18 protein-coding genes are annotated in these 19,264 nt (G+C 70.6%); 4 read left to right on the plus strand and 14 right to left on the minus strand.

The window, feature by feature from the left end:
* Genes NQK81_RS18825 through imuA' form a run of 3 tightly spaced genes read right to left on the minus strand, consistent with a single transcriptional unit; the run spans position 1 to position 2,467 of the window.
* Positions 1-153, minus strand: a complete 153-nt coding sequence (locus NQK81_RS18825) for a hypothetical protein (RefSeq protein WP_257489198.1) — start codon at positions 151-153, stop codon at positions 1-3.
* Positions 154-155: 2 nt separating this feature from the next.
* On the minus strand, positions 156-1,748 hold the full coding sequence (locus NQK81_RS18830) for a DNA polymerase Y family protein (RefSeq protein WP_257489791.1): 1,593 nt from the start codon (positions 1,746-1,748) through the stop codon (positions 156-158).
* A gap of 14 nt (positions 1,749-1,762) precedes the next feature.
* Entirely contained in the window at positions 1,763-2,467 is a 705-nt protein-coding gene (imuA', locus tag NQK81_RS18835; RefSeq protein WP_257489199.1) for a DnaE2-dependent mutagenesis accessory factor ImuA', read from the minus strand.
* Positions 2,468-2,666: 199 nt separating this feature from the next.
* On the opposite strand from imuA', the gene NQK81_RS18840 reads away from it, so the two are divergent.
* A complete protein-coding gene (locus NQK81_RS18840; RefSeq protein ID WP_257489200.1) occupies positions 2,667-3,482 on the plus strand; it encodes a hypothetical protein in 816 nt (271 codons plus the stop codon).
* Between the two features lie 44 nt (positions 3,483-3,526).
* Positions 3,527-4,474, plus strand: coding sequence for a prolyl aminopeptidase (gene pip, locus NQK81_RS18845; protein WP_126736656.1), 948 nt, complete (start codon positions 3,527-3,529; stop codon positions 4,472-4,474).
* On the opposite strand, the gene NQK81_RS18850 is transcribed toward pip, so the two are convergent.
* Together NQK81_RS18850 and NQK81_RS18855 are read right to left on the minus strand one after the other, a co-directional pair.
* The gene (locus tag NQK81_RS18850; RefSeq protein ID WP_257489201.1) at positions 4,471-5,811 is read right to left on the minus strand and encodes a DUF6351 family protein; all 1,341 of its coding nucleotides are present in this window, start codon (positions 5,809-5,811) and stop codon (positions 4,471-4,473) included. The genes pip and NQK81_RS18850 overlap by 4 nt on opposite strands.
* 80 nt (positions 5,812-5,891) lie before the next feature.
* Positions 5,892-6,377 carry a pyridoxamine 5'-phosphate oxidase family protein gene (locus NQK81_RS18855; RefSeq protein WP_257489202.1) on the minus strand — a complete coding sequence of 162 codons (486 nt, stop codon included), beginning with the start codon at positions 6,375-6,377 and terminating at the stop codon, positions 5,892-5,894.
* A gap of 179 nt (positions 6,378-6,556) precedes the next feature.
* Here NQK81_RS18855 and NQK81_RS18860 point away from each other — a divergent pair, with 179 nt between their 5' ends.
* Positions 6,557-7,261: an SRPBCC family protein gene (locus NQK81_RS18860; protein ID WP_257489203.1), complete on the plus strand. Its 705-nt coding sequence runs from the start codon at positions 6,557-6,559 to the stop codon at positions 7,259-7,261.
* Here NQK81_RS18860 and NQK81_RS18865 read toward each other — a convergent pair.
* The 9 genes from NQK81_RS18865 to NQK81_RS18905 form a co-directional block, all read right to left on the minus strand.
* Positions 7,258-8,019, minus strand: coding sequence for a hypothetical protein (locus NQK81_RS18865; protein ID WP_257489204.1), 762 nt, complete (start codon positions 8,017-8,019; stop codon positions 7,258-7,260). The two genes, NQK81_RS18860 and NQK81_RS18865, sit on opposite strands and share 4 nt — an antisense overlap.
* 196 nt (positions 8,020-8,215) lie before the next feature.
* Positions 8,216-9,778, minus strand: coding sequence for a bifunctional phosphoribosylaminoimidazolecarboxamide formyltransferase/IMP cyclohydrolase (gene purH / locus NQK81_RS18870; protein ID WP_192747891.1), 1,563 nt, complete (start codon positions 9,776-9,778; stop codon positions 8,216-8,218).
* The gene (purN, locus tag NQK81_RS18875; RefSeq protein ID WP_257489205.1) at positions 9,775-10,392 is read right to left on the minus strand and encodes a phosphoribosylglycinamide formyltransferase; all 618 of its coding nucleotides are present in this window, start codon (positions 10,390-10,392) and stop codon (positions 9,775-9,777) included. Before purN ends, purH begins: the two co-directional genes overlap by 4 nt.
* Positions 10,393-10,468: 76 nt before the next feature.
* Positions 10,469-11,905, minus strand: coding sequence for a cell division protein PerM (locus NQK81_RS18880; protein ID WP_257489206.1), 1,437 nt, complete (start codon positions 11,903-11,905; stop codon positions 10,469-10,471).
* A gap of 143 nt (positions 11,906-12,048) precedes the next feature.
* The gene (locus NQK81_RS18885) at positions 12,049-12,864 is read right to left on the minus strand and encodes a DUF5336 domain-containing protein (RefSeq protein ID WP_257489207.1); all 816 of its coding nucleotides are present in this window, start codon (positions 12,862-12,864) and stop codon (positions 12,049-12,051) included.
* Between the two features lie 348 nt (positions 12,865-13,212).
* On the minus strand, positions 13,213-14,100 hold the full coding sequence (gene sucD / locus NQK81_RS18890; protein WP_005165134.1) for a succinate--CoA ligase subunit alpha: 888 nt from the start codon (positions 14,098-14,100) through the stop codon (positions 13,213-13,215).
* 1 nt (position 14,101) lies between these two features.
* Positions 14,102-15,271: an ADP-forming succinate--CoA ligase subunit beta gene (sucC, locus tag NQK81_RS18895; protein WP_126736646.1), complete on the minus strand. Its 1,170-nt coding sequence runs from the start codon at positions 15,269-15,271 to the stop codon at positions 14,102-14,104.
* Positions 15,272-15,388: 117 nt separating this feature from the next.
* Entirely contained in the window at positions 15,389-15,748 is a 360-nt protein-coding gene (locus NQK81_RS18900) for a hypothetical protein (RefSeq protein WP_257489208.1), read from the minus strand.
* A complete protein-coding gene (locus NQK81_RS18905; protein WP_257489209.1) occupies positions 15,745-17,589 on the minus strand; it encodes a hypothetical protein in 1,845 nt (614 codons plus the stop codon). The genes NQK81_RS18900 and NQK81_RS18905 overlap by 4 nt, the downstream gene beginning before the upstream one ends.
* Positions 17,590-18,186: 597 nt before the next feature.
* Here NQK81_RS18905 and NQK81_RS18910 point away from each other — a divergent pair.
* Positions 18,187-18,873: a M23 family metallopeptidase gene (locus tag NQK81_RS18910; protein WP_126736643.1), complete on the plus strand. Its 687-nt coding sequence runs from the start codon at positions 18,187-18,189 to the stop codon at positions 18,871-18,873.
* Positions 18,874-19,264 lie beyond the last annotated feature (391 nt).

Raw genomic sequence — 19,264 nt, forward strand, 5'->3', positions numbered from 1 at the left:
TCACCGATTCTCGGTCGAGCTTCTCGGCGCGGGGACGAACACTTCCGCGCGCGGGACGCAGGCCGCCCAAGCGGCGTCCAGCTCGGCACGCTGTACCGGGATGGCCGGCTCTTCCAGCCAGCGTCGCACCAGCCGCGTGTACTCCTCGTCCATGGTCAGTCGTACTTCCCTTCCAGTGTCCACATCGGATTCTTGTGGTGCTCGAAGCGCAGCAGCACCGCCTCTTCGGCGTCCTGCCCGTCGGCCAGCAGCACCTGCAACCGCATCCGGGTCCCCGACCGGGCGTGCCCCGCCCCGGCCCGGACGCCGACGAACCACGGCCCGGCCCAGGCGATCACCTCGCGCGGCTCACCACCCTCGAAACTCACGAGGAACGGAGCGGCGGTGACCCGGCGTCGCGTGGTGATCTCCACGACGCGCCCGTTCTCGTCCAGCACCTGAGCGGGCACCGGGCGGGCGAACACCGTCGCCGGGGAGGGCGACGGGAGCCGCCCCGCCCAGTTCGCGTCCGCCTGCGCCGATTTCTCCCGCCTGTCGCCCCACGGCACCAGCCGGACCCGCTCGGCGGGATCGCGGCCGCCGTCGAGCACCGCGGTGAAGACGCTCTCCGGACCGAGGAGGCCCTGCACCCGCACCAGCGCGCGGCCCGCCCGCTCGCCGGACACGCCTTCGTCCTCTGTGGACGGTCGCAGCACACCTGTCGCGCCCGCCTGCCACAACCCGAGCTGCAGCGACCGCCCTTCGACCGTCTCCTCCGGCTCCAGCCGCAACCGCACGACTCCGGAATGGGGGCGGTCCTTGGCTTTCAGCCAGCCTTCGAACTGCCAGCGCACCCTGTCCGCGACGCCGAGCGGGGTCAGCGGTTCGGCGCAGCGCCACACCCGGCCGAGCTGTTCACCGGTCTCGGTGGTGGCGTAGATACCGAGCCGGGTGCAGGCCAGCCCGTGCGCGGCGAGCCCGGCGTGGAAACGCTCGCCGAGCCCTTTCGCCACGAACGCGGCGGCGTCGACCCGGTCGATCGGCGGGTCGAACGCCTTCGCGAGGGAGAGTTCCGGTGGCGGCCGCCGACGCGACGGCGGACGTTCGGACCGTCCTCGCGCCAGCCGGTGCGCGAGCACTCCTTCCGCCCCGAAGCGCGCGGAGACGTCGCTTTCGTCGAGGGCCGCGAAGGCGCCCAGCGTGTGCAAGCCGAGCTGTTTGAGCAGGGTGACCAGCTCGGCGCGGCCCGCCTCGGGCTGATCGAGCTCGCGGATGGGCAGCGGGGCCAGGAACTCCGCCGTGCCACCGGGTTCGACCAGCGTCGAACGGCGGGCGGCGAGCGTCGCGGCGAACAGTCCGTCGGCGACGCCGACCTGGCTCTCCACTCCCGCCGCCACGGACACCTCGTCCACCAGTCTTTCGAGCAGGCCGTGCTCACCGCCGAAGTACCCGGCCGCGCCGTCGACCGGGACGGCGACGATCCCCGGACGTACCACCTCGACGCCGACGGCCAGCTCCTCCACCGCCCGTGCGACGGACTCGAAGAGCCGGGCGTCACGACCGTCGTCCTCGCCGAAGACCGCCAGCTCCGGGCAGCAGGACTGGGCCTCGCGCCGCCGCATCCCGCGGCGGACGCCGTATCCCCTGGCCACCGCGGTGCAGGCGACCACACGGTTCGCCGAGAAGACCGCGGCGGGACGGCCCACGGGTTCACCCGCGACGGCCGCGGCGGCGACCGCGGGCCAGTCCGGGCACCACAGCACCAGCATGCGTACAGGCAGGTTCACGCCGTCCCCCACCTGGTCGCGGGGAAGTCCGCCCGCTCGACCTCGCCCTGGCCGGGGAACCGCAGCATGGCCGACGTCGGCCGGGCGGCCGCGCCCCTGCCACCCGCCCGTACCTCCACCTCACGGCTGCGCAGGTAGCCCGCGCCGCGGCCGGTGAAGCCCGTCCATCGCGTGCGACGACAGCTCAGTTCGACCTCCGCACCGGGCCAGGAGCCCAGCGAAAGCAGCACCGAACCACGGTTGCGCGCGCGGGCGGACAACCTTCTCGCCACCTCGGACCTGGCGAGCCCCGGACCGACGACCACGAGGTCGAAACCGTCGAGCAGGGCCGCGGTCACCGCCGGGAACTCGGCACCGGGACGGGGGACCAGCGCCAGCCTGCCCACCTCGACCCCGAGTTCCGCGGCGGCGACCACCCCGAGCGTGGGCAGGCCGACCGCGACCGCCCACGCACCGCCGGCGGTCGCGGCGGCCAGCAGGGTGAGCATCAGTGACGTGGACCCCAGCACCGAAACGGTGCTCCCGCGCCGGAGCCCCGCGGCGGGCAGCAGACCGGACAACGCCGGGGACACCGGGAGCACCCTTCCCGTCGTCCTCGCGTGTTCGGCCGCGGAAGCCACGCCACTGGCCGTGCTCACTCCTGGCAAAGCCGCCAGCCTCGCCAACGGCAAGGCCCGCGCCTCGACCACCTCCGCTGTCACCGGACCTCGCCTCCCCACGACACCTAGACCGTCCTTTGTGGACGGCACCGGCGTGCCACGGGGAAGGCGGCACTTCGAACGCGTGTTCGATGACTCCAGTAGACCGGGTGGCGCAGCGGTTGTCAAGCGAGCCGGAACGATCACCGGACCTGTCACGTCCGATATCCGGAATCACCGCGTCAGGAAAGGAAAACCCGCAGTGGACGACGCTTGGCCCGAGACGGTGAACGGCTGGGAACTCGCCAGGGAGGGCCATATCGAGAACTACCGCAAACGGCTGGCCAACCAGGTCACGGTCACCGCGATCTGGGAGAACGGGACCGGACGGGGCCAGGTCGACGCCCGCACCGATCCGCTGGGCGGCGGACGGACCCTGACCAGCAGCCGCAAGGACTTCCGGGACAAGGACGCGTTCTGGACCGCCGCGACGTGCGTGCTGGAGATGGCGGCGAACCTGCCGTCACTGGACTGGAGCACGAGCCCGGCGCCCACGGCGCTGGCCGGGACCGTGGCGGGGATGGTCGAGGCGAAACCCGGCACCAGCGGTCATCCGGAGGCGGAACTGACGTTCACGCTGACCGAGGGGCACACCGTGACGTTGGTCATGACCGACGAGCAGGCCTTCGACCTGAGCAACAGCATTTCGCGGCTCGATCACCACGTCTGGTCCGAAGAACGCGAAGACGAAGAAGAAGATGACTACGAGGACTACGACGAACCCGTCGTAGTGGAAGAAGTGCCTGACGTCAGCGAAGTCCGGTCCGGTCCGGACACCGGGCACGACCTCGTCACGGTGCTGGAGGAACAGTTCGGAGTCACCGAGGACGACCTGCTGGCGCACGTCGACTGGTCCGCGCTCATCGTGGTGGGTGAACCCGCGGTGAGCTCCCTCATCGAACGGGGTGGCGAACTGACCGCCGCGGTGGCTCCGCGGTGGTACCCGGTCGTGGCGGACCGTCCCGGTGAACGCTGGGTCGTCCTGAAGCGCACCGGCCTGCGCTACCACGGGGAATGAAACCTCGTCTCCGGGAACCCGGCCGCGTGCCCGAGGATAGGCACATGTACCCGGAGATCGAGCCCCACGCGTCAGGCCACCTGGACACCGGTGACGGCAACCTCGTGTACTGGGAGGAATGCGGGAACCCCGACGGCAAGCCCGTGGTGTTCCTGCACGGCGGCCCCGGCGGCGGCTGCTCGCCGTCGCACCGCCGGCTGTTCGACCCGTCCGCCTACCGGATCGTCCTGTTCGACCAGCGCGGGTGCGGGCGATCGCTGCCGCACGCTTCGGCGTCGGGCGATCTTTCGTCGAACACGACCTGGCATCTCGTCGACGACATGGAACGCCTGCGGGAGTCGCTGGGCATCTCGCGATGGCAGGTGTTCGGCGGGTCCTGGGGGTCGACGCTGGCGCTGGCATACGCCGAGAAGCATCCGGAACGAGTGTCGGAGCTGGTGCTGCGCGGGGTCTTCACGCTGCGTGCGTCCGAAGTGGACTGGTACTACCGCGGTGGCACGGCGAACGTCTTCCCGGACCTGTGGGAGAAGTTCACGGCGCCGATCGCCGGACTCGACGGCGATCCCGTCGAGCTGTACGCGAAGCTGCTCGCCGACCCCGACCCCGCGGTGCACGGACCCGCCGCCGTCGCGTGGAGTACCTGGGAGGCCGCGACGGGGACGCTGCTCCCCCGCCCCGAACTGGTGGCGGATTTCGCCGTGCCGGAGTATGCGCTGGCGTTCGCGCGCATCGAGAACCACTATTTCGTGCACAACGGTTGGCTCGAAGAGGGACAGCTGATCCGAAACGCCGCCGTGCTGAAGGACATCCCCGGCGTGATCGTGCAGGGGCGGTACGACCTCGTCACGCCCGCGGTGTCCGCGTGGGACCTGCACAAGGCATGGCCGGAATCGGAGCTGGTGATCGTGCCGGATGCCGGGCACGCATACGACGAGCCCGGCATCCTGGCCGCGTTGCTGGAGGCGACGGACCGGTTCCGCGACCAGCCCTAGCGAGGAAGCGGGGCCGGGTGGTGCCGCTGGAACGCGGCTGCGGCGGTGCCACCTTCACCGTGCAGCCAGTCGTAGAGGAAGCGGAATTCCGGGCCGAACCGGTTCGCCTCGGCGTTCAACCGTTCCGGCGACGTCGACGGCCAGCGACCGGTCTCGACGCGGTCCCGCAGCACGCGCAACGCCGTCAGTTCCTCCGCGGCGGTGTGCTGGCAGTGGCCGCCCCGGTTCACGAACAGCTGCCGGATCCGGCCGGGTTCGACGCGGTCGCCGTAGGTCCGCTCGTGTTCGGGGGCGACGCCGTCGCCGATGGGGTGCAGCGTGACGACGGGCGGCCGGCCACGTCCTGTCGGCGTCCCGACTCGGGTGAGCCATCGGGCGGCGGCGTTGTCGGCCCCGACCCTGGGCGCGGCGGCGAGCGCGGCCAAGTCGGCGCCGAGGTCCAGCCCGGCCGCACGGTAGGCCTGTTTCACGAGGTCGCGTTCACTGGACCGGGCGAGCACGGCGCGGTAATCCACTCCGGTGTTCCCGACTGGGTTCCCGCCCGCCTGCACCTCCAGGTCGGCCCGGTGCGCACCCCAGGCCAGCTGGTCGTAGACGGCCAGAACGAACTCCGTCTGCTGACGGATCTGCGCGGCGACGTCGGTGGGCCTGGGATGGTGCGCCGTCGACCAGCCGGGGACGTCGGCGAACGCGTTGGCGAGGGCGAGCCGCGCCCGTCCATCGGGTGATTCCAGCGCCTTCGCGACCACCTGGCGGGCTTTCGCGAGGTTCGCCGCGGGGTCGGCGATACGGGCGACCTCCAGTTCCGGCGCCAGCAGCGTCCGGACCGCGAACCCCAGGTCGAGCGCCTGATCGAACAACGCGGAACCGCCCGCGACGGGACCGCACATCGCCAGCACGCCGTCGATCCGGTGCGGAAGCCGCTCGGACAGCAGGACCGCGTTGAGCCCGCCGCCGGAAGCTCCCCAGGTGAACACCTGCTCCGGACGGCCGACAGTGCGATCGAACCAGGACAGCAGCGCCGTCTGGTCGTGGACGGCTTCGCGGGCCGAGAAGCCGTTCGGCTTGCTGTAGAGCGACGCGGCCAGCGCGTAACCCTCACCGAGGAGAACGGGTTTCGCCTCTTCCCGGTTGGCGAGTTCGATCTCCTCGGGCACGTAGCCCGGCGGGTAGATGCCGTGGTTGTACAGCAGCAATCTGCCGTTCCAGTTCGACGGCACCTCGACCCGGTACCGGGCGCCGTCGATCACTCCGGTGTGCACGCGGACGTCGTCCGTCGCGATGGCGGGCGCGCCGGTGACGATCAGCGCGGCGGCCAGGATTCCTGTGAGTGTCATGGCGGAAATGCTGGCAGCGCAAGGCTTCGCGGGAATCCGTCGAGACGCGGCTTCTCGTCTACGCTTCCCGGCGTACGAGCTCAGGCACCCTTCCGGCGGATGAGCTCCTCGACGGCGGAAGGCAGTGTCGTCTCGAAGTCGATGAGTTTGACCCAGGTCGGGGTCAGCACGATGCGGACCATGCCGTCGTAGAGCGACCGCACGTTTTCCTCCCACTCGACCCGCTGCTCGGGCGTCATCTCGTAGGTGCCGCTCCACTGCAGGTACTCGTCGGGGATGCCGTCGACGTAGTCCAATTCGACAGTGCCCCGGAGGAGCAGGACCTTCGGCGGGTGCGATTCGGTGTCGATCGTCAGCGCCACGGCGGGGTTGCGACGCAGCGCCGGCAGCTTCTGGGCGTTCGTCGACGTGCACATGACGATCTCCCCGCCGTTCCAGTGGATGCCGATCGGGATCGCCCGCGGCGTGCCGTCGAGCGCGGTGTAAGCCAGGCGGGCCAGGTCGCGCGCCAGGAGCTCCTGGCTGAGCGGGCGGTTCAGGATCTCGTCGATCGTGTTCTGCTTCATGTCTCTCTCCTCGAGTCGTCTTCGCGGACACCCCAGGGACGCCGCTGTCCGGCGAACTTCGACACCCCAGAATGTGACCCGCGTCACATCGCCTTTAGCGGGCTAAACGCGATCCGGCTGTCGAAAGCGCCCCTGGCCAGGCGTCGCTCTTGTGAAGGCAGACGAGAGAGGGACAAGTCATGGCGAAGGAATCCGAGGTCCGCTTCGAGGGCTTCCTCCCCACCACCCCCGCGGACACCTGGGCCGCGATCACCACGGGCAGCGGCGGCTGGCTCTGGCCGATCCAGTACGAACCGCGCGACGGCGGCGCCGAGTCCGGCCTCACCCCCGACGGCGGCATGGTCACCGTCTGGAAGCCGTCACAGCGCTTCGTCACCTACGCGGAAGACGAGAGCGGCTGGTTCAACACGCTCGAATACGTCCTCGAACCGAAGGACGGGGGCACCTACCTGCGCTTCGAGCACACCACCGTCCTCGACGACTGGGACGTCGAATACGACGCGTGCGTGCAGCACACGTCGTTCTACTACCACTCGCTGGGCGAGTATCTGACGCACTTCAACCGGCTTCAGGCGAAGTACTTCAAGACCGACGCACCCGAAGCGTCGACGGCCCCGGAGGCGTTCGAGGCCGTCCGAGCGGCGATAGGCGCGAAGGCAGTGGGTGACCGGGTGTATCTCGATGTCCCCGGCGTCGAGGGTGTCGTCGACTACCTGACGCCCGCCTTCATCGGCGTCAGGACCGAAGACGCGCTGTACCGCTTCTACGGCCGGAACGTCTGGGGCTGGCCTGTCGGCATCGGGCACCACTTGTTCGCCGAAGACGCCGACGCGGACGAAGCCGAGAAGGCGTGGACAGCCTGGCTGAACGGCCTGTACGCCTAGCGGGGCAGGTTCTTCACGAGCTCCGCACCCACGGACTTCGCCACTTCGGCGGACTCCGCGGGCGGGATCGGCGAGTTCGTGAAGAACCCTTTGTCCCAGCCCTTGTAGGTGACGATGACGACGTACACGCCCTGGGTGACCCGCAGCTCCGCGCCGCTGAAGGCGCTGTCGGTGTCGAGGGAGACGAGGACCGCCTTCTCCCCGATGCCCTGCACCTGCTGCTGACGCTCGGACGGCGCGGCCGACCCGGTGGACGACTCCGACGCGCGCCTCTCGGCGTCCCGCCCCTCGTAGCGGTACACCATGACCTGGAGGGCGCGGTCGTGGACGTTGTCGCTCTCCGGCGGCAGCCAGGAACAACCCTGCTGCTTCGTGACGATGTCGCCCGCTTTGATCTCGTTGTCGCGGACGCCCTGGAAGCTGCTGGTGAACGTCTTGTTCAGGATCTCCGGGGAGAGGGCGCACTCGGCGGGCGGCTGCTGCGAGACCGGCGCCTTGCCGACCGACGAGTAGTACTCGGACGCGAAGATGCCGCCGGGGATGCCCAGGCCGAGAAGGACCACGCCGCCCACGATCAGGCCGACGATCAGCCCGGTCTTTTTCTTCTTGGGCGGCGGCCCGTAGCCGGGCGGACCGTAGCCAGGCGGCGGACCGTACCCGGGCTGGGGCGGGCCATAACCCGGCTGCTGCCCGTAACCCTGCCCAGGTGGCGGGCCGTGACCCGGCCCCTGGCCGTACCCCTGCGGCGGCTGGTGCACCGATCCTCCCCTACCGATTCGCCTACGTCCGCGTCGCGTTTAGCCCGCTAAAGGCGACGCGCGCCCGGACCTGCGTTTCGCGGGCTAAACGCGATCCGCGGCCAGCATGGCACGACCGCCGCGGCCGGGCACCGAAATGCCCGTGGTCCTGTCCACCCCGCCGGATCGCGATTAGCCCGCTAAACGCAGGTCGGCGTCAGTGGGCGAAGTGGCGCGTGCCGGTCAGGTACAGGGTGACCCCGGCGGCCTCGGCGGCGGCGATGACCTCGGCGTCGCGAATCGAGCCACCCGGCTGGACGACGGCGCGGACACCGGCCTCCAGCAGGACCTCGAGCCCGTCCGGGAACGGGAAGAAGGCGTCCGAAGCCGCGACGGAGCCCTTCGCCCGGTCGCCCGCACGCGACACCGCGAGCCGCGAGGAGTCGACACGGTTGACCTGGCCCATGCCGACGCCGACGGTCGCGCCGTCGTTCGCCAGCAGGATCGCGTTCGACTTCACCGCGCGCAGCGAACGCCACGCGAACTCGAGGTCGGCCAGCGTGCGCTCGTCTGCGGGCGCGCCGGTCGCCAGGGTCCAGTTCGCCGGGTCGTCGCCCTCGGCGGCGATCGTGTCGACGGTCTGCACCAGCATGCCGCCGGAGATCGGCCGGAACTCGATCGGATCCGGCGACGTGATCGCGGGCAGCTTCAGCAGTCGCACGTTCTTCTTGCGCTGCAGGATCTCCAGCGCCTCGGCGTCGAAGTCCGGCGCCAGGACGACCTCGGTGAACACCTCGGAAATCTGCTCGGCAGCCTCGCGGCTCACCGGCCGGTTGGTCGCGATCACCCCGCCGTAGGCCGAGACCGGGTCGCACGCGTGCGCCTTCCGGTGCGCCTCGGCGATGTCCTCGCCGACCGCGATCCCGCACGGGTTGGCGTGCTTGATGATCGCGACGGCCGGGGCCTCGAAGTCATAGGCGGCACGGCGCGCGGCGTCGGTGTCGACGTAGTTGTTGTACGACATGGCCTTGCCGTGCAGCTGTTCCGCGTGCGCGAGGCCCGGCCGCCAGTGCTTGTACAGCGCGGCCTTCTGGTGCGGGTTCTCGCCGTAGCGCAGCACGTCGCCGCGCTCCCACGAAGCGCCGGTGAAGTCGGGGAACCCGGAGTCGTCCGCGGGCGCGTAGACGTTCGCGAACCACGAGGCGACGGCGGTGTCGTACGCCGCCGTGTGCGCGTAGGCCTGCGCGGCGAGCCGCTTGCGATCGGCCAGCTCGAAACCGCCCGCGGCGACACGCTCCAGCACCCACTCGTAGCGGGACGGGTCGACCACGACGGCGACGCTGTTGTGGTTCTTCGCCGCGGCCCGCACCATCGCCGGACCGCCGATGTCGATGTTCTCGACACAGTCTTCGGGGCTCGCGCCCGAGGCGACGGTCTGCGTGAACGGGTACAGGTTGACCACGAGCAGGTCGAACGGCGCGATGTCGAGCTGCTTGAGCTGCTCGACGTGCTCCGGGCGGTCGCGGTCGGCGAGCAGACCCGCGTGCACGCGCGGGTGCAGCGTCTTGACCCTGCCGTCGAGGGACTCCGGGAACCCGGTGACCTCTTCGACCGGCGTCACCGGCACCCCGGCGTTCGCGATGACCTTCGCCGTGCCACCGGTCGACACGATCTCGACACCCGCCGCGTGCAGCCCGGTGGCGAGTTCGAGCAGACCGGCCTTGTCGGAGACGCCGATCAGCGCGCGCCGGACGGGACGCTGTCCCTGTGCGGTACTCACGAAAACCTCACCTTTCGTCCCTCGACCGCGCACCCGCTCCGGCCGAGTTTTTCGATCGTTTCCACCAGGAGCCTGCGTTCCACGGCCTTGATCCGCTCGTGCAGGACGTGCTCGTCGTCGTCGGGCTCCACGACCACCGGCTCCTGCGCGATGATCGGCCCGGTGTCGACTCCGGCGTCGACGAAATGGACCGTCGACCCGGTGACCTTGACGGCCATCGCCAGCGCGTCGGCCACGGCGTGCGCGCCGGGGAACGACGGCAGCAACGCCGGATGGGTGTTGATCACGCGGCCGGGGAACCGCGCGAGGAATTCGGCGCCGAGGATCTTCATGAACCCCGCCGAGACGACCAGGTCCGGCTGGTAGGCGGCGACGGCTTCGGTGATCGCCTTGTCCCACGCCGCGCGGTCCGGATGATCGGCCATCCGCACGGCGAACGACGGCACGCCGGCGCGTTCGGCACGGGTGAGCGCCTCGATCCCGGTGCGGTCCGCTCCGACGGCGACCACCTTCGCCGGGAAGTTCGGCTTTTCGACGGCGTCGAGCACGGCTTGCAGCAGCGTGCCGGAACCGGACGCGAGGACGACGAGCTTCACCGGAGTGGGCAGGTCCAACCGACTAGCCAGAACGGGCTCCTTGCCACGGCGGTACGCACTCGGGCGTACGGCGCTTCACCTGGTCGCGACAACCCTAACGGTCGTCACCGGGGGCGCTTTCGTCGCCGGACCCCTCGGTGGATTCGGTCACAGCGTCGTCGGCGGCACCGTCGGGCTCGGGCTCGGGTTCCGGCTCTGCTTCGGGCTCCGGTTCGGCTAGGGCATCGTCGGCGTCCTCAGCCGATTCTTCGGCTTCGGCCTCGGTTTCTTCCTCCGCTGGTTCAGCCTCTTCGGGCTCGACGAGGTCTTCCTCGACTTCGGCTTCGCCCGGCGGTTCGGGGGCCTCGTGCGCTCCGGCGAAGAACGCCACGAAGCCGCCGGGGACGACGATCCAGCAGAAGGCGATCACCGACGCGACCCCGACCGGCACGCTGACCGGGTCGAACGGGCCGTCGCCGAGCCTGCCGCCGGACAGGGTCCCGAGGATGACGCAGCCGAACGCGACGAGAGCGCCCGCGACGGCGACCGCCCGCATCCGCAGCATCGGGTCCTCGTCGATCGCGCGGATCCGCCAGCCGACCAGCGCGCCGACCAGCGCGGGCAGGACCAGCAACGCGGGCCACCAGACGGCGTGCTGCGACGGGATCCCCGCCAGCACCGGCACTCCCGGCAGCTGCCCTTCCTGATAGCCGAACATGCCGACGGTCAGCGAACCGACCGAGAAACCCGGCCCGGTGGTGAACGACAGCGCGGCGACGACCGCGTTCGGCAGGTAGGCGACGGAAAGCACGAACAGGCCGAAGCTCGCACCGAACCCCGGCTCGAACAGGCTGTCCACAGTGGACCAGGAGAGCGCGGTGGCCGCGGTGAACACCACGGCACCACACGCGATCAACGCGGCGAGGCCGAGCGCGCCGGCCCGAAGGCCTTGGACGGCCACGGGGTCGAACCGCTCCCGCACGGCGGCAGGCAGCCCGCAGACCTTCGCGACCCCCGCGATGGCGGCGAGCCCGGCGAGGAGACCCGGCACGCAGAAGGCGGTCAGCGGGTTCACGTCGACCGGTGATCCGCCCGCCAGCAGGGCGACGAGCACACCGAACAGGGCGTGGGCGCCGGCGATCACCGTCACCACGGGAACGGCGTCCGCCGGGGTCCGGCCGCCGCTCCGGCGCGCGGCGCGCGCGGCCGCCCTCGCCACGAGCCAGCCGACGAGGAGGGTCGGCAGCAGCGGCAGCACGCCGAGCGGATGACCGCCGAGGTCGAGTTCCACCTGCCACGAGGCGAGCCAGCCAGGGCCCGCGGCGAGCACGGCGCCGGTGGCGGAAAAGCGGGACCGGTCCGCGGCGAACGAAACCATCGCGAGCACCACCGCGATGGCGGTGAAGGAGAACAACAGGGGCGAGCAGGCCGCCGCGAGCAACACACGAACCCGCTTCGCCCTGGAGACCTCCAGCTCGGGGACGAGGTCGCTCACCGGCTCTTCGCCCGGCGGGCGTTCGTCGCGGGTGAGCAGCTTCATGATCCGCACCATTACATCCGGACTGGGCCGTCCGGGTGAGGCACGCCGCCGCCGGACAGCGCACGTGGCTCAACCCACCCGGTCGGGTAACCCGGAAAAGAAAAACACCCGCCGTGACACGGAGAGTCACAGCGGGTGTTCTTCGGTGCGAGAGGTCAGCTCTGCTTGCCGAAACCGCCGGGCGGCGTGCCCGGGTTCTGGCTCTGGCCCGACTCCGACGAGGAGGACGGCGGCTGCTGGAAGAACTGGCCCTGCTGCGGCGCGTACGTCGTGGCCTGCTGGCCCGGCGGCTGCGTGACCGGCGGCTGAAACCCGCCCGGCTGCGAGAACGGACCGGACTGCTCACCCTGCTGCTGGCCCTGCTGACCCGAGCCGGGGAACGGCTGGACCTGCGTGGCGGCCGGGCCCTGCTGACCCTGCTGGCCGAACGGACCCTGCGGGCCCTGCTGCGGGAACTGCTGGCTGTACGGGGCCTGCGGCGCCTGCTGCTGCGGCTTCGCGGCGGGCAGCTTGATGACGTCGTGCTCGAACAGCAGCGCGGCGACCGCGACCAGCATCTGCAGGATGCCGAGGATCAGCACCACGGTGAGGATGCCGGGGACCGAGACGTCCTCACGGCCGCTCCCGTAGCCGATGACCAGGTCCAGCGCCCCGAACGCGCCGATGACGCTGAACAGCGCGGCGAACGGCAGCGTCTTCGGGCCGCGCGGCAGCGCGTGCAAGGCCGCGAGCAGACCGCTGACCAGGAGGAAGAGCGAGACCTGCCCGGCGGCGTCGGCCTCGTCGGAGAAGCCGATGAAGAACTGCACCAGGCCGAGGACGGTGACGGCGAGCGCGAGCAGCAACGCCAGGTTCAGCGGGGCGGCCGGTGACGGCGCCTGCTGCTGAGGAAAGGCTCCCGAGCCGGGGTTGGGGTGTTGCTGGCCGCCACCCTGCTGGGGGTAGCCGGGCCCACCGCTGGGATAGGACATCCGAATGCTCTCCTGTCGTTCGACCGGCACCCCGGGGCGCGCGGGACTCCCGGGACAAACGAGGCGGCTGTGATGCTCGAACGCTAGCGCACACGCGGACACCCCACGCCTCGGGCTCTGAGACGTCTCTACACCCGGTCAGGTTCCCGGCGGAACCCCTCGACGACGACCGGATCGCGATTAGCCCGCTAAACGCGACGCGGCCGCCGGATCGCGATTAGCCCGCTAAACGCAGGTCCGCCCCCGACGTGCGTTTAGCGGGCTAATCGCGATCCGGGGCGCAAAGAGGCGGGCCGGGCACCGGTGAGGGTGCCCGGCCCGCCGGGGAAAGCGTCAGTCTCCGAAAGATCAGAGGCTGTTGTACAGCTCGCGCGCCAGGACGGCGGTCTCGCTCGGGGTCTTCCCGACCTTGACGCCGGCGGCCTCGAGGGCCTCCTTCTTGGCGGCGGCCGTGCCGGAGGAACCGGAGACGATGGCGCCGGCGTGGCCCATGGTCTTGCCCTCGGGCGCGGTGAAGCCCGCGACGTAGCCGACGACCGGCTTCGTCACGTTGTCCTTGATGTAGGCCGCGGCGCGCTCTTCGGCGTCGCCGCCGATCTCGCCGATCATCACGATGACCTTGGTCTCGGGGTCGGCCTCGAACGCCTCGAGGGCGTCGATGTGCGTCGTGCCGATGACCGGGTCGCCGCCGATGCCGACACCGGTCGAGAAACCGATGTCACGCAGCTCGTACATCATCTGGTAGGTCAGCGTGCCCGACTTCGACACGAGACCGATCGGGCCGGCACCGGTGATGTCGGCCGGGATGATGCCCGCGTTCGACTTGCCGGGGCTGATCACGCCTGGGCAGTTCGGCCCGATGATGCGGGTCTTGTTGCCGGTCGCGACGGCGTGCGCCCAGAAGTAGGCGGAGTCGTGCACCGGGATGCCCTCGGTGATCACCACGGCGAGCGGGATCTCGGCGTCGATCGCCTCGATGACCGCGTCCTTGGCGAACTTCGGCGGCACGAAGATGACCGAAACGTCGGCGCCGGTCTCCTTGATGGCCTCCTCGACCGTGCCGAACACGGTGAGGTCCTTGCCCTCGATGGAGACGGTCTGGCCGGCCTTGCGGGCGTTGACGCCACCCACGATGTTCGTGCCGGACTTCAGCATCTTGGTCGCGTGCTTCATGCCCTCGGAGCCGGTGAGCCCCTGGACGATGACCTTGCTGTTCTCGTTGATGAAGATCGACATCTCACGCACCTGCCGCGGCGAGCTCGGCGGCCTTGTCGGCCGCGTTGTCCATTGTGTCCACCACGGTGACGAGCGGGTGGTTCGCGTCGGCAAGGATCTGACGTCCTTCGACGACGTTGTTGCCGTCCAGCCGCACGACGAGCGGCTTGGTGGCCTCGTCGCCCAGGATCTTCAGCGCTTCGACGATGCCGTTCGCGACCGCGTCGCAAGCGGTGATGCCGCCGAAGACGTTGACGAAGACGCTCTTCACGTCGGTGTCGTTGAGGATGACGTCCAGACCGGCCGCCATGACCTCGGCCGAAGCGCCGCCGCCGATGTCGAGGAAGTTGGCGGGCTTGACGCCGCCGTGCTTCTCGCCCGCGTACGCCACGACGTCCAGCGTGGACATCACGAGGCCCGCGCCGTTGCCGATGATGCCGACCTCGCCGTCGAGCTTGACGTAGTTGAGGTCCTTGGCCTTGGCCTTCGCCTCGAGCGGGTTCTCCGCGTCCTTGTCGACCAGGGCCTCGTGGCCCGGCTGACGGAACGAGGCGTTCTCGTCGAGGGTGACCTTGCCGTCGAGGGCGATGATCTTGTCCTGCGGGTCACGGACCAGCGGGTTGACCTCGACCAGCGTGGCGTCCTCGGAGACGAAGGTCTCCCAGAGCTTCACGACGACGTCGGCGGCCTCGTCGACGACCTTCTCCGGGAACTTGCCCGCGGTCAGGATCTCGACGGCCTTCGCCTTGTCGACACCGGCGATCGCGTCGACCGGGATCTTCGCGAGCGCTTCGGGACGCTCGACGGCCAGCTGCTCGATCTCCACGCCGCCTTCGGCGGAAGCCATCGCGAGGAAGGTGCGGTTCGCACGGTCCAGCAGGAAGGAGAAGTAGTACTCCTCGGAAATGTCCGAGGCTTCGGCCACCAGCACGCGACGCGTGATGTGGCCCTTGATGTCCAGGCCGAGGATCGCCTCGGCCTTCTCGGCGGCCTCATCCGGCGTCTGGGCCAGCTTGACGCCGCCGGCCTTGCCGCGGCCGCCGGTCTTGACCTGGGCCTTGATGACGACCTGGTTGCCGATCTTCTCGGCGGTGGCCTTGGCTTCTTCGGGGGTGTTTGCCACGGCACCCGGCAGAACCGGTACTCCGTGGGCGGCGAAGAGATCCCTCGCCTGGTATTCGTAGAGGTCCACTACTCCAGTCTCCTGACGACACGCCACTGTGGTGGTCCGTTGCCGGACCGCGCTGTCGGACCAGTCGAGGTTAGCGACCTGCGTAGAAGCAGGGGACTCCGCACCTGGTGAAGTCGGTCACCGTACGCGGTCAGACGGTGTTTCCACGGTGTGAGACCGCACACCGGAGACCCAGTTCGCCGCGTTTTCCAGGCTTTCGAAGGCGTTCTCGAACCCGCTCGGGCCGTTACCGACCGCGAAGAGGAGGACGCCGGGGACGGCGTCGGCCAGGCCCTCCGGTTCGCTCGCGCCGCACAGGACACCGAGGATGTCCGGATCCTCCTGTTCGACCGTTCTGGCCATTTGGTCGACCGTGTCGAGACGCCCGGCGTAGACCACCTCGACGCCGTCGTCGCGCAGCAGCCGCCCGAGAGCGACGGCCGCGCCTTCCTCGACGTCGAACTCGGCCAGCACGACCCGGAGAAGACGGCGCGTCATCCGGCCCGCCGGGCGCCCGCGACGGCCATCCCTGCCGTGACGAGGGTGACGACGGCGCCGGCCAGCGCGAGCCAGAACCCGATCCCGGCCGACGAGCCGTCGTACTCCGAGCCGACGAGCGGGAGTTCCGCCGCGCGCAGGCCGAGCACCAGCGCGGCGCCTGCCAAGGCGGAGGCCGCCGCGGCAGGCCGGGAGCGCGGAACGAGTGCGTACAGGCCGAGAACGACCGCGAGCGCGCCGAGCAGGCCCCACGACGCCGCGCCGAAGTCCGACCACAGCCCGGGAGCGGTGTAGCCGGGCGCGGTGAACACCGGCGTGCCGAACGCGGCGATCGCCAGTACCGCCGCCGCGACGAGCGGGGTGAGCACGTTCCCACCGGCCCGCGTTCCGTCGAGGCCGGTGTCCAGTTCCGCGTTGTCGTCGTCGGAGACGTCTCGCTCCACGACGCCGGTGATCACCGCGGCGAGCGCGGCCACGGCCGCCAGCACGAGCGCGATGAACGTCCACGTGACGCCGGGACCCGCCGAAAAGCCGACCTTGTCCGGCAGCGGCACCGGCAGGTCGACGCCGAACAGCGCCGGGTCCACCGCCTTGTCCTCGGTCACGGACAGGGCCGCGCTCAGCACCGCCGCGCCCGCGAGGACGACACCCGCCCACGTGGCCGCGACGACTCCCCTGGCGAACGCCGAGAGCCGAGGCACGAAGACGAACAGCGCGGGCACGGCGAGTACGACCGCGGCGCCGAGCAGCAGCCAGCGCGCCGGTGTCTCGGGTGCCGGCGCCGGACCATTGGCCTTCAGCACCGGGGCCAGCGCACCCGCCGTCGCGGCCGCGGCGGCGAGCAGCGCCAGACCGCCGGTGGCCAGCCGCCACCAGAACAGCCCCGGCAGCTTGGCCTCGCCCGCCATGTCCCCGGTGACGGCCTCGCCCGCTTCCGCGACGTCGAACCGGGTGAAGGCCAGCCCCACCAGCGCCAGGCCCGCGACGGTCACGACCACCGAACCCGGCGCGACCGAAAGCCGGTCCACGACCAGTCCCGCGATCACGGGCGGGACACCGACCGCGAGCGCGGCCAGCCCCGCTCCGGCGAATCCGCCCTTGCCGACCTCGGCCGAGGGCGAACTCACCGCCACGAGCGCGGTCAGCGGCAGCAAGGCCGCGAGCAACAGGTATCCGGCCAACGCGACGGTCGGGCCCTCGAAGGCGTTCTTGGCCAGGAGGTACGCGTTGCCCGAACCGAACGGCGCGAGGAGCAGGCCGACCCCGCCCGCCACACCGAGCACGGGCCCGAGCAGCCGCCAGCGGCGCCGTCCGTCGAGTTCGCCCGCCAGTTCCGCCTCGTCGCGGGCGGCCCCGGCGGCGAACGCGCCGGCCGCGAGCGTGAGCAGGTGGCCCGCCACGAGCGGCCACAGCCCCGGCCCCGCCGGAGGCAGCGCGAGCAGCCTGTCGGCGAGGAACAGTTCCGGGCGCGCGGCGAGGGAGCCGTCGGCGAGCAGCTGCAGATCCAGCAGCAGCCGTCCGGGCGCGAGCGCGGTGAGCCCGAGCACCAGGCCCGCCGCGAGCCCCGAGCGCCCGGTGACCACCGCGTAGAGCACGGCCGCCGCGGGCGCCAAGGCCAGCACGACCAGCAGAGGAGCGGCGGTGAAACCAGGCGAGCCCCCCTGGATGACGGGCAGCAGCGCGCCGGCCGCCAGCGCGACCGCACCGGCCGACACCAGCCCCGCCGACAGCAGGAGCGCTCGCGGGCGGGAGCCCGGTTCGCTCCGGAGAAGTTCGGCGGACGCGGTACCGGGGACGGCTTGCCCGGCGGAGTCGCCAGGGTGCCGTGAGCGCGAAGTCATCGACGGCGACGCTAGCAAGCCGGGGTCGGCGCGGCCCGGCAGCAGGGGGCGCCCTGGGTCTCATCGGCGCTCGGCCAGCCCTTGAAGAAGGGTTGAGACGGCCCAGTCCGGGTAAACCTCCTTCAACACCGTCAGGCAACCGCTTATTTCCCTCGTTTGCCTCCTTTCCGGCCCTCCGGTACCCCCGAACGGCCCTCTGATCTTGTAACGCAAGTCACACGGTTGTGAGTAAACCTGCTCTAACTTTGGGTAATCCTCACTGGACAACGGCCAGATCGCCGTCGCCCGATCGGCCGAGAGCGCCGCCAGATCTTGCTGTCGGGGGTGCCGCTTCGTTACTGTCCCGGGGTCCCCATTACAGTCAGATCACGAATGAGAGCACCGAACGAACCACCCCCGAGGTTCTTCACCGGGATCCCCCGCCCGGGCTCTTGATCCGACTCCCCGAACATGGAAGGCCCCGTCTTGGCTTCACACCGCTCCCCCGGCGGCCAAGCTCCTTCCCCGGCGCTCGAGAACGCACTGGATGGTGCGGTCGTCCGCGTCCGGGGCTCGCACCGCCTGTCGCCCCCGTCCTCGGCCCTTCGCGGTCGTGTCGTGGTCGCAGCCGTCGCTGCCGGCGCCTTCGCGGCCGCCGCTGCCGGGCAGACCCTGAAGTCCGTTTCGGAATCCTCCGACGCCGCCGTCACGCCGCTGGCCAGCACCCAGGACGCGAGCGCCTCGTTCGCCCTCGGTGGCGGAGCCGGCGGTGGCGCACCCGAGCTGCTGCCGACGAGCCAGTCGACGAACGCCTCCGCCGAAGCCCAGAAGCTCTCGGAGAACAACAGCATCACCCAGGCTCGGGTCAAGCGTGAGGCCGAAGCGGCCCGCAAGGCCGAAGAAGAGGCCAAGCGCCCCAAGACCTGCATGCCGGCCAAGGGCACCTTCACCTCGGGCTTCGGCGCCCGGTGGGGCACGAGCCACCTCGGCATCGACATCGCGGCCCCGATCGGCACGCCGATCGTCGCGGCCTCCGACGGCACGGTCATCGAAGCCGGCCCGGCCAGCGGTTTCGGCCTCTGGGTCAAGGTCCAGCTCGCCGACGGCACCATCCACGTCTACGGCCACATGAACTCGTTCTCCGTCCGCGAAGGCCAGAAGGTCAAGTGCGGCGAGGAGATCGCCGAGGTCGGCAACCGTGGCCAGAGCACCGGCCCGCACCTGCACTTCGAGGTCTGGCAGAACGGCACGAAGAAGATCGACCCGCGCCCGTGGCTCGCCGCCCGTGGCGTGAGCGTCGGCTGATCGAGCCTCCGCTTTCCTTTCGACGCGGCACCTTTCCACCACACCGGTGACTCCGCTCCCGTAGAAGGCGCGCCGGGCGACGACGCTCTGGCGCGCCTTCAAGACCTCCGCTTCCCCCTGCGAAGACAACAGCTTCAAGGGCAACGGGAAGCGTCGTAGGCCATCGGCCTCGGAGCATGTGTGGTCTTCCAGGCCCTCAGCGGCCTCACGCGACGCCCCCGGGCAGCTTCTGGACGAAGTACCCCAAGGCGATCTGCCAGACCGTGCAGAGACCGGCCGGGCCATGTTCGTTCGGCCGCCGTCTGGCGAAAAGTCCCCTAAGAAGAGTTCGGCACCCGGCTGGCCGCGGCCCGAACAGCCATCGCCGCGCGTGCCCGCATACGACGCACCG

This window comes from Amycolatopsis roodepoortensis (assembly GCF_024628825.1).
Classification (GTDB): Bacteria; Actinomycetota; Actinomycetes; order Mycobacteriales; family Pseudonocardiaceae; genus Amycolatopsis; species Amycolatopsis roodepoortensis.

What these genes read in the sequence shown, in the direction of transcription:
- NQK81_RS18900 (WP_257489208.1), bottom strand. Translation starts at nt 15,748, where the DNA reads ATGACGCGCCGTCTTCTCCGGGTCGTGCTGGCCGAGTTCGACGTCGAG.
- NQK81_RS18905 (WP_257489209.1), bottom strand. Translation starts at nt 17,589, where the DNA reads ATGACTTCGCGCTCACGGCACCCTGGCGACTCCGCCGGGCAAGCCGTC.
- sucD (WP_005165134.1), bottom strand. Translation starts at nt 14,100, where the DNA reads ATGTCGATCTTCATCAACGAGAACAGCAAGGTCATCGTCCAGGGGCTC.
- NQK81_RS18860 (WP_257489203.1), top strand. Translation starts at nt 6,557, where the DNA reads ATGGCGAAGGAATCCGAGGTCCGCTTCGAGGGCTTCCTCCCCACCACC.
- NQK81_RS18830 (WP_257489791.1), bottom strand. Translation starts at nt 1,748, where the DNA reads ATGCTGGTGCTGTGGTGCCCGGACTGGCCCGCGGTCGCCGCCGCGGCC.
- pip (WP_126736656.1), top strand. Translation starts at nt 3,527, where the DNA reads ATGTACCCGGAGATCGAGCCCCACGCGTCAGGCCACCTGGACACCGGT.
- NQK81_RS18885 (WP_257489207.1), bottom strand. Translation starts at nt 12,864, where the DNA reads ATGTCCTATCCCAGCGGTGGGCCCGGCTACCCCCAGCAGGGTGGCGGC.
- NQK81_RS18855 (WP_257489202.1), bottom strand. Translation starts at nt 6,377, where the DNA reads ATGAAGCAGAACACGATCGACGAGATCCTGAACCGCCCGCTCAGCCAG.
- NQK81_RS18825 (WP_257489198.1), bottom strand. Translation starts at nt 153, where the DNA reads ATGGACGAGGAGTACACGCGGCTGGTGCGACGCTGGCTGGAAGAGCCG.
- NQK81_RS18850 (WP_257489201.1), bottom strand. Translation starts at nt 5,811, where the DNA reads ATGACACTCACAGGAATCCTGGCCGCCGCGCTGATCGTCACCGGCGCG.
- NQK81_RS18880 (WP_257489206.1), bottom strand. Translation starts at nt 11,905, where the DNA reads ATGGTGCGGATCATGAAGCTGCTCACCCGCGACGAACGCCCGCCGGGC.